Annotated in this window: 9 protein-coding genes; 3 read left to right on the top strand and 6 right to left on the bottom strand. The window is 59.3% G+C overall.

The genetic code is table 11. The annotated features are described in order from the left end of the window. Window positions 1–158: 158 nt before the first annotated feature. Both algB and ACRESD_RS19380 read left to right on the top strand, forming a co-directional pair. Entirely contained in the window at window positions 159–1,505 is a 1,347-nt protein-coding gene (algB, locus tag ACRESD_RS19385; RefSeq protein WP_431752380.1) for a sigma-54-dependent response regulator transcription factor AlgB, read from the top strand. A gap of 10 nt (window positions 1,506–1,515) precedes the next feature. Then, window positions 1,516–3,303 (top strand): KinB sensor domain-containing domain, encoded by a 1,788-nt coding sequence (locus ACRESD_RS19380; RefSeq protein ID WP_431752379.1) that lies wholly within the window; start codon window positions 1,516–1,518, stop codon window positions 3,301–3,303. 3 nt (window positions 3,304–3,306) lie between these two features. On the opposite strand, the gene ACRESD_RS19375 is transcribed toward ACRESD_RS19380, so the two are convergent. The 6 genes from ACRESD_RS19375 to ACRESD_RS19350 all read right to left on the bottom strand — a co-directional run bounded on the left by ACRESD_RS19375 (window position 3,307) and on the right by ACRESD_RS19350 (window position 8,883). Beyond that, a complete protein-coding gene (locus ACRESD_RS19375) occupies window positions 3,307–4,083 on the bottom strand; it encodes an N-acetylmuramoyl-L-alanine amidase (RefSeq protein WP_431752378.1) in 777 nt (258 codons plus the stop codon). Window positions 4,084–4,171: 88 nt separating this feature from the next. After that, window positions 4,172–6,229: a GGDEF domain-containing protein gene (locus tag ACRESD_RS19370; protein WP_431752377.1), complete on the bottom strand. Its 2,058-nt coding sequence runs from the start codon at window positions 6,227–6,229 to the stop codon at window positions 4,172–4,174. After that, window positions 6,226–7,104: an endonuclease/exonuclease/phosphatase family protein gene (locus ACRESD_RS19365; protein WP_431752376.1), complete on the bottom strand. Its 879-nt coding sequence runs from the start codon at window positions 7,102–7,104 to the stop codon at window positions 6,226–6,228. Before ACRESD_RS19365 ends, ACRESD_RS19370 begins: the two co-directional genes overlap by 4 nt. Before the next feature lie 10 nt (window positions 7,105–7,114). Further along, a complete protein-coding gene (gene dsbA, locus ACRESD_RS19360; RefSeq protein WP_431752375.1) occupies window positions 7,115–7,750 on the bottom strand; it encodes a thiol:disulfide interchange protein DsbA in 636 nt (211 codons plus the stop codon). Between the two features lie 169 nt (window positions 7,751–7,919). Beyond that, on the bottom strand, window positions 7,920–8,546 hold the full coding sequence (locus ACRESD_RS19355; RefSeq protein ID WP_134661070.1) for a c-type cytochrome: 627 nt from the start codon (window positions 8,544–8,546) through the stop codon (window positions 7,920–7,922). Window positions 8,547–8,580: 34 nt separating this feature from the next. After that, the gene (locus ACRESD_RS19350) at window positions 8,581–8,883 is read right to left on the bottom strand and encodes a c-type cytochrome (protein WP_431752374.1); all 303 of its coding nucleotides are present in this window, start codon (window positions 8,881–8,883) and stop codon (window positions 8,581–8,583) included. 192 nt (window positions 8,884–9,075) lie between these two features. Between ACRESD_RS19350 and yihA the strand changes: the two genes are divergently transcribed. Beyond that, a complete protein-coding gene (gene yihA, locus ACRESD_RS19345; protein ID WP_431752373.1) occupies window positions 9,076–9,717 on the top strand; it encodes a ribosome biogenesis GTP-binding protein YihA/YsxC in 642 nt (213 codons plus the stop codon). Window positions 9,718–9,873: the final 156 nt, after the last annotated feature.

Below are 9,873 nucleotides of genomic sequence, written 5' to 3'. Positions count from 1 at the left end.
GGCAAGAAGGAATGAAAACGCCATCAATTGGCGGGTTTGTAGGAGGACGTGCAGATAGCTGCACGAAGACGCCTTTTATCAATCAGAATAAACCATGCAACTTGCCCGATTATTCCGGGACTAATCACCATCATTCATAATTAAGGAGCGCGGGACAGATGGAATCAGCCAAGGAGCTTCAAGGCCGCATTCTTTTAGTGGATGACGAATCCGCAATCCTGCGCACGTTCCGGTACTGCCTGGAAGACGAAGGCTACACCGTCGCAACAGCCAACAGCGCTGCCCAAGCCGATGCCCTGATGCAACGCCAGGTGTTCGATCTGTGTTTCCTCGACTTGCGCCTGGGCGAGGACAATGGCTTGGACGTCTTGGCCCAGATGCGCATCCAAGCACCGTGGATGCGCGTGGTGATCGTCACCGCGCATTCCGCTGTGGATACCGCCGTCGACGCTATCCAGGCGGGTGCTGCCGATTACCTGGTCAAGCCGTGCAGCCCCGACCAATTGCGCCTGGCCACCGCCAAGCAGTTGGAAGTGCGCCAATTGTCGGCACGCCTGGAGGCGCTGGAAGGCGAAGTGCGCCAACCCAAGGACGGCCTCGACTCCCACAGCCCGTCAATGATGGTGGTGTTGGAAACCGCCCGCCAGGTGGCGGGCACCGATGCCAACATCCTGATCCTGGGCGAGTCCGGTACGGGTAAAGGTGAACTGGCCCGCGCCATTCACGGCTGGAGCAAGCGTGCGAAAAAGTCCTGCGTGACCATCAACTGCCCGTCGCTGACCGCGGAATTGATGGAAAGCGAGCTGTTCGGCCACAGCCGCGGCGCGTTTACCGGTGCCAGTGAGAGCACGCTGGGCCGGGTCAATCAGGCCGATGGCGGCACCCTGTTTCTCGACGAGATCGGTGACTTCCCGCTGACGCTGCAACCTAAATTACTGCGTTTTATCCAGGACAAAGAGTACGAGCGCGTCGGCGACCCGGTAACTCGACGTGCCGATGTGCGCATCCTCGCGGCCACTAATTTGAATCTGGAAGATATGGTGCGTGACGGCCGCTTCCGGGAAGACTTGCTCTACCGTCTCAACGTCATCACCTTGCACCTGCCGCCGTTGCGTGAGCGCAGTGAAGACATCCTGACCCTGGCCGACCGTTTCCTGGCGCGCTTCGTGAAGGAGTACGCGCGGCCTGCCCGGGGCTTCAGCGATGAAGCACGTGAGGCACTGCTCAACTACCGCTGGCCGGGCAACATCCGTGAGCTGCGCAACGTGGTGGAGCGTGCCAGCATCATCTGCCCTCAGGAGAAGGTCGAGATCAGCCATCTCGGCATGGCCGAACAGCCGACCCACAATGCACCACGCATCGGCGCGGCGTTGAGTCTGGACGAGCTGGAGAAAGCGCATATCGGCGCCGTACTCGCCACCAGCGACACGCTGGATCAGGCGGCACGCACGCTTGGCATCGACGCGTCGACCCTGTACCGCAAACGCAAACAGTACAACCTGTGAGCTGTACCCTATGAAGCTTGCGATGAAACTGCGCACTCGGTTGTTCCTGAGTATCTCAGCGCTGATCACCGTCGCCCTGCTGGGATTGATCCTGGGCCTGGTCAGTGTCATGCAAATGGCCAAGACCCAGGAGTCATTGATCCGCAGCAACTTCATCACCCTGGACCTGGGGCTCAAGCTGCGCCAGAGCCTGGGCGACCAGTTGATCATGATGCTGGAAAAGCGCCCCGACCCCGAGGCACTGCAAGCGTCGAAGCAGCGCTATTTTGATCTGTTGGATCAAGGCATTGCCCATGAACAAAACGATGGCAACAGCCATGGTTTCAGCCAGGCACGCATCGACTACCAGAACCTGCTGGAGGCATTTGACGAATCCCAGCAAGAGACGGCACCACCGGGCAGTAAGGAAAAACTCACCGAAACCTTCAATGTGTTGCGCAACGGGCTGATCACCGATCACAAGCTGGCGCTGGAAAACATCAGCACCAACGAGCACAAGTCCCGCGAACGCGCGTTGTTGATTGCTGGACTGCTGGGGTTGGTGGGGCTTGCGGTGTTGATCATTGGTTTCGTCACCGCACATGGCATCGCCCAACGTTTTGGTGGGCCCATCGAGGCGTTGGCGAAAGCCGCCGATAAAATCGGACAGGGCGACTTTGAAGTGACGCTGCCCATTTCCTCGGCCGCGGAGATGAACCAGTTGACCCGCCGTTTCGGCATCATGGCCGAAGCACTGCGCCAGCATCAGGCGACCAATGTCGATGAGCTATTGGCCGGCCAACAACGCCTGCAAGCAGTGCTCGACAGCATTGATGACGGCCTGCTGATGATTGATCGCCAAGGCTGCCTGGAGCACCTCAACCCCGTGGCACAGCGTCAGCTGGGGTGGGACGAGGAACGTCTCGGCCAAGGCTTGGGTGAGGCCCTCGGCCGCCCGGAAATGGATGAGCAACTGCAACTGGTGCTGCGCGGTGGCAATCTGGAACGGGCGCCGGAGGATCTGGAGGTGGAAGTCGAAGGCGAGCTGCGCCTGTTGACCTACAGCCTGACGCCTGTGAGCCATACTCAAGGGCATATTCTCGGTGCGGTCATGGTGCTGCATGACGTTACGGAGCAGCGGGCCTTTGAACGGGTGCGCAGCGAGTTCGTCTTGCGCGCCTCCCATGAGTTGCGTACACCGGTGACCGGCATGCACATGGCCTTCGGCTTGTTTCGCGAGCGGGCAAAATTTCCTGCCGAGTCCCGGGAAGCGGACCTGCTGGATACGGTCAACGAAGAAATGCAGCGCCTGATGCAATTGATCAACGACCTGCTGAATTTTTCACGCTACCAGAATGGCCTGCAAAAGCTCACATTGTCGCCAAGCGACGTTACAGAGCTGTTGGAGCACGCACGAGCGCGGTTCGCGGAGCCGGCGAATGCGCAACACATCGAGTTACTGGTAGAAGCCCAGGCCGATTTGCCCCGACTGTACGCCGACCAGGCTCAGCTGGAGCGCGTGCTCGACAATCTGCTGGCCAATGCCCTTCGACACACGGCTGAAGGCGGGCAGATTCGTCTGCAGGCTCGTCGCCATGGCGAGCGCGTCATTATCAGCGTCGAGGACAACGGCGAAGGTATTGCGTACGGTCAGCAGGGACGCATCTTCGAGCCCTTCGTACAGGTGGGCCGCAAGAAAGGCGGCGCCGGCCTCGGGCTGGCGCTGTGCAAGGAGATCGTGCAATTGCATGGCGGCCGCATGGGTGTGTATTCACGGCCGGGGCAGGGTACGCAGTTCTATATGGCGTTGCCGCTCTAACACTTATCGATGGTTCAACGCACGCAGGATCGCGGCACTTTCGGCATCTGGCGTGCCATCAAACAGTGAAGGGCGGAAATGCATCTGGAAGGCCGCCAGCACATGGCGCGTGGCGATATCCAGTTCGCCGGTCTGCGGTGTCTGGTAGCCCAGACGCGCCAACTCTTCCTGGAACCACGTCACGCTTGGCAACTCCGCTGCGTACTGTACCTGGAACCGGGCAACGGCCTGGGCATCCGGCCAGGCACCCAAGCCTGCAGCGGCCAAGCGCTTCCACGGAAACAGCGGGCCGGGATCAAGTTTGCGCAATGGCGCGATGTCGCTATGACCGATGATGTTCTTCGGATCAATTCCGTTGCGCTTGCTGATGTCCTTGAGCAACACAATCAGCGACTGCACCTGTGCTTCGGAATACGGATACCACACGCGGCCCGTCGGCGTGTCGCGATACCCCGGGTTGACGATTTCGATACCGATGGAGCTTGAGTTGAGCCAAGTGCGCCCCATCCATTCGCTTTGCCCAGCGTGCCAGGCCCGCTGGCTCTCATCCACCAACTTGTAAATGGTGCCCGAACCGTCGTCGCCGATCAGGTAATGGCTACTGACCTGGCCGTGGGTCAACAGGGCCAGGGAACGTTCGAGGTTGGCGGAGGTGTAGTGGACGATGACGAACTGCACGCGGTTGTCGTGGTTCACTGAAGGGTGACTGGTGTCCAGACGAGGGCCACTGGCACAACCGGCGAGTAGAAGGAACACAAAAGCGATGTACAAGGATTTCATGGCAGATCACGTTACGCTGAAGACGATAATGCAACAGTGTAACGTACGGTGTGCAGCGAAGCGTTCAAATCACAAAATGGAACATCTTTTAAGCCGCCTGCACCTTATTGCGCCCTGCCGCCTTGGCCCGGTACAGCGCCTCGTCGGCACGCTTGAGCGCCAGATCACTGCGCTCACCCGGCTGAAACTGTGCCACGCCCATGGACACCGTGATCGTCACCGGTTCGCCCTTGAAGTGGAACGGGCACGCCTCGATCGCCGCACGCAGCACCTCACCCACGGCCAAGGCATCGACCAGGGATGAATCGGGCATCAGCAACACAAACTCTTCACCGCCAAACCGCGCGATAAAATCACTGGGGCGCAGGCGCTTGTGCAGTACGTTGGCGATGATCTTCAAGACTTTGTCGCCGGCCAAGTGACCATAACCATCGTTGATGCGCTTGAAATGGTCGAGATCCAGCATCGCCAGCGATAAGCTGTTACCGAGCTGATGCCAGGCATTGACCTCATGATCCAGGCGCTCGCTCCAGGCAGCTCGGTTTGGCAGGCCAGTAAGCGGGTCAATCAAGGCTTTCTGACGCTGCACCTCCAGATGCTCGCGGTAGCCTTGAGCTTCCTGCTCCATGCTCGCAACCCGCTCGGCCAAACCTTTCAAGCGCGCCGCCACTTCCTGTTCGCGCTGGTCACGCTGCTGTTGGTGCTCGTCCATGGTGCCAAGCAAACCTTCCAGGTGACTTTCCAGCACCTGCTTGAGGCTATCCAGGTCGGCGGCTTCCTGCACACTGCTTTGCAGGCCGTCCACCTGCTCACGAATCTGCGTATCCAATTCTCGTGCGGCCGAGCGGCTGTCGGCGTGGCCGTCACTGGCGACCTGAAGGTGACCCTGGAAAGCTTCGAGGCGCTCGTTAAGCTGCTTGAGGTAAGCCTCGAACTCATGCTGGCCGCTGTCGGTGATCGCCAGCATCAATACTGCTAAGTCATCGAGAATCGGCAGCAACTCGTACCAATTCAAGCCATTGGCCAGACGCTCACGCATGGATTCCGCCTGGGGCCGGTGGCGCTCAGGTAGCGATAGATCTTCCAGTAAACCGAGCAACGTGTCTTCGATGTGCTTGGCCACCGAGCTGTAGGACGGCTCGGGCGAGTCAGGCAGGGCGTAGATGCCCTCCGATTGCAGCGCGTCGGGGTCGGACTCCGGGCTTTCCAACACAGGCGGGAGCGACAGGCTGCCGATCGTCGTTTCTTCCGGCGTGTCGACCTGAACCTCGGGCGTTTCGATAAACGCGGCAAGCGCACTCTCAGGTGCCAATGTTTGCGCAGGCGGCTCAGGGTCCGCAGGTTCCGGCGCCTCGACCGGCACGGCGGTAGTTGCCGATTGAGCAGGCGCTTCGAACACAAATGTTTCGCCAGCGACCTCCACACTCTTAGAGGGTGCAACAGGTTCAGGCGGTTGCACCACCTCGACTGGCGGTAATGGCGTGAAAGCTCGCAAGGCTTCGGTCAACGCTTCGGATTGCTCTGGCTCTTGGGACTTGGGCACAGGCTTTGCGACAACAGGTTGCGGTGTGGGTGTTGTTGGCGCAGGGGCTGGTTCAGTGACCTCGACGGCGACGTCTTTGCTACCAAACAAGCGTTGAAGCAAGCCTGGCCCAGGGCGCGAGCTTTCACCCTCCGGTTCTAGGTTGTTCAGCGCCTGCCCTTGCAGGCTGCTGAGCTCACTGAGCAACAACGGTATTTCCCGCGCCTGCCCGACACGGCCATCAAGCTGCTTGGCGAAGGTTTTCAGCGGGCGAGCCACTTCACGGGGCAGCGGCAACTTCTGCAACTGCGCGACCAGGGCGGTGAGCGCGGTGCTGATCTGGTCGACCCGGGTTTCGCGGCGCTGCTCCGAGTCCAGCACGGCTTTTTCCAGGCGCGGGAGCAACGCGGCGAGAGCTGCGTCCATGTCGTCGGTGCGCACGACATCGCGCATTTCCTTCATGCATTGATCGACCGCGCGGTCTGTCCCCTCAGCGGCAAGCGTGCTACGCACCAGCCCACGACGAAGCAGGTCAAGGCGGGCAGCCCAACGGCGTTCGAGCTTGTCTTGTTGCTCGATGCTTTTGAGGTATTTCTCTTTCCAGCGCTGGGCGTCGTCGCTCATTCAAGGGGTCCGCGAGGGCTTGGGCTCAACGCGGGTAATGCATCAGCCGTGAGCGAACCCGGCAGACGAATCTCTACCGCGACCGGCAGGTGATCGGAGATGGGCTGCGCCAGAACCTGCACACTTTCGAGCGTGAGGGTCGGGCTTAGCAGGATATGGTCCAGACAGCGTTGCGGGCGCCAGCTGGGAAACGTGGCTTCGACTTGCGGCGCCAGTAACCCAAGGTCGCGCAACGGAGAGTTCTGCAACAGGTCGTTGGCATGGGTGTTCATGTCACCCATCAAAACCTGGTGTTTGTAGTTGCCAATCAACTCTCGCACATAGGCCAACTGAAGGTTACGCGTACGTCCCCCGAGCGCCAGGTGCATCATCACCACCACCAAGGCTTCCGGGCCCTCGCCAAAGCGCACGAGAATCGCCCCGCGCCCCTTGGGGCCTGGCAATGGGTGGTCTTCGATAGCCGTGGGCTTCAGGCGGCTGAGCACACCATTACTGTGCTGTGCCAAACGGCCGAGGTTACGATTGAGTTGCTGATACCAGTAGGGAAAAGCACCCAGCTGTGCCAGGTGTTCCACTTGGTTGATGTAGCCGGAGCGTATGCTGCCGCCATCGGCTTCCTGCAAGGCGACCAGATCGAAATCGTTGAGCAGGTTGCCGATCTTTTGCAGGTTACCGGCCCGACCGTTATGGGGCAGCAGGTGCTGCCAGCCGCGGGTCAGGTAGTGTCGGTACTTCTCGGTACTGATGCCCACCTGGATGTTGAAACTGAGCAGGCGCAAGCGGCTGTCAGCCGGCAGGCCTGTGGATTCCAGGTGGTGTTCGTTGACCTGCGGCTCATGCAGGCCAACAACGCGTTCGGTACCCCGGCGGCGCATAACGAGCCCCTTACTTGGCTGCGCGTTCTTTGGCGATCAGTTGGTCCGCAACATTGAGGACGGCTTCTGGACCACCGGCGGTACCCAGGTCAAAGCGGTACTTGCCGTTGACGATCAAGGTCGGTACGCCTTGCACGCCGTACTTCTGAGCGAGCTCCTTGGCTTGCTTGATCTGGCCCTGGATAGCGAAAGAGTTGAAGGTGGCGAGGAATTTGTCCTTGTCGACACCCTGGGTGGCGACGAAGTCAGCCATTTCTTCCGGCTTGGTCAGGCGCTTGCCTTGCTTCTGGATAGCTTCGAATACGGCGTTGTGGACCTTGTGCTCCACACCCATGGCTTCCAGGGTCAGGAACAGTTGGCCGTGGGCATCCCATGGGCCGCCGAACATGGCTGGGATGCGCTTGAAGTTAACGTCGGACGGGAGTTTTTCGACCCAAGGGTTGATGGTCGGCTCAAAAGCATAGCAATGCGGGCAGCCGTACCAGAACAGCTCCACCACTTCGATCTTGCCAGGCACCGAAACCGGTACGGGGTTGGTCAATTCAACATAGGTTTTACCGGCTTCAAGCGGCACGTCGGCAGCTTGTGCGGTCATGCCGAAGAGGCTGGCGGTGACGAGAGCGGCGCTGAGGATCAGATTACGCATGCTTTACTCCTGGACAAATAAAGTCGCCTCACGCGACCTTTGTTGTGACAGGTCTACGCGGGCATGAGTTCGTTAGTGTAACGGCACCGGCCACAAAAAAGGGCGGCCTAAGCCACCCTTTTTATGCTTGCATCGATGGATTAATCGAGCGTTAACGTTGCCGGGCCAATCAGTGCAGACCCTGGATGTAACTGGACAGCGCTTCGATATCTTTGTCCGAGAGCTTGGCAGCAATGTCAGTCATCATTTTGTTACCCGCATCGCCATCGATGTAGCGAACTTTCTCGCGGAAATCCTTCAATTGCTTGGCCGTGTACTGGGCATGCTGGCCACTCAGGTGAGGGAAGCCTGCGGCCGCAAGACCACCGCCGTCCGGGATGTGGCAAGCCTTGCAGGCGGGCATGCCACCGATTGGCTGGTCTTCAGCGAGCTTGCCGCCCCGGAACAATGCCTGGCCTTTTTCGACCAGTTTCGGATCAGCAGCTCCCACACTGCCCTTCTGGCTGGCAAAATACGCCGCGATATCTGCCAGGTCCTGATCGCTGAGGTTGGTCAGCAAGCCGGTCATTTCCAGGACCGTGCGCTTGCCATCCTTGATGTCGTGCATCTGCTTGGTCAGGTAACGTTCACCCTGGCCGGCCAGTTTGGGGAAGTTCGGCGCCGGGCTGTTGCCATCCGGTCCATGGCAAGCACCACATACGGCGGCTTTCGCCTGGCCCGCTGTAGCGTCGCCTGCAGCATGGGCAACACCGGTGATGCCCAAGGTCAACAGCAGACTCACGATCAGTTTGTTCATCAGCTAATCCAACTACGGCTAAGGGGTTTAAGAGTTATCTACCGGGTTTACTCACCATCAATTCAATGACGGCCTGGTAATCCTCAGTACTGCAGTCCATGCACAAACCACGCGGCGGCATTGCCTTGAAACCCTGGGTTACGTGTTGCACCAGCGTGTCCATGCCCTGCGCCAGTCTGGGCGCCCACGCTGCCTGATCACCCCGCTTGGGGGCATTGGGCAGTTGGCCGGCATGGCAAGCCACGCAAACTCGGTTGTACACCGCTTCGGGTTCCTGTGTAGCCTGAGCGCCATACAGCGGCATCAGGACACCAAAAGCGAGCAACCATCGGGTCATACATCGACCTTTTCAGGGTTTGAGAGCGTTTTGCGTTCTAATGCGCAATGAAGGTCTTTCGCTCCCGTGAACCTCATCCTTCGCTGGGACAAAGCACACACAAAATCTGCGGCATTATATACTGGCGCTACTGAAACGGAAACGACACCGCTTGCCGCACCCTTTCTCGGCACCGCCCACATCGGAAATCTCATGCAACTCAAGAATCCCATCCTCGGCCTGTGCCAACAGTCCACGTTCATGCTCAGCGCCGCCAAAGTTGACCAATGCCCCGATGACGAAGGCTTTGAAGTCGCTTTTGCCGGCCGTTCCAACGCCGGTAAATCCAGCGCGCTGAACACCCTGACCCACGCCAGCCTGGCGCGCACCTCGAAAACCCCGGGCCGCACGCAGCTGCTCAATTTCTTCAAGCTAGACGATGATCGGCGTCTGGTCGACCTGCCGGGCTACGGTTACGCAAAAGTACCTATCCCGTTGAAGCTGCACTGGCAGCGTCACCTGGAGGCTTACCTGGGTGGTCGCGAGAGTTTGAAGGGCTTGATTCTGATGATGGACATCCGTCATCCAATGACCGACTTCGACTTGTTGATGCTCGATTGGGCCATGGCCAGCGGCATGCCGATGCATATCCTGCTGACCAAGGCCGACAAGCTGACCTACGGCGCGGCCAAGAACACCCTGCTCAAGGTCCAATCGGAAATCCGTAAAGGTTGGGGTGATGCAATCACCATCCAGCTGTTCTCGGCGCCGAAGCGCATGGGCCTGGAAGAGGCTTACACCGTACTGGCCGACTGGATGGAATTAGCGGACAAGGGCGCAGAAATCGCCGAATGACTTTTCTGCAGGCAAAAAAAACCCCGGACTTCGTATGGGGAGGGGAAGTTCGGGGTTCAAGTTCTAGACCGCTAGGGTGAGGTCCAGATATCTGCCAACACTTAACACAACATAGGAGCATTGAAGGGCTTCACCACCCATTCAGTAACTCTGAGT

Source organism: Pseudomonas sp. (genome assembly GCF_050739995.1).
In the GTDB taxonomy this organism is placed as follows: domain Bacteria; phylum Pseudomonadota; class Gammaproteobacteria; order Pseudomonadales; family Pseudomonadaceae; genus Aquipseudomonas.
The sequence above is the reverse complement of the archived record's forward strand: the minus strand, read 5'-3'. Positions and strand labels throughout refer to the sequence as shown.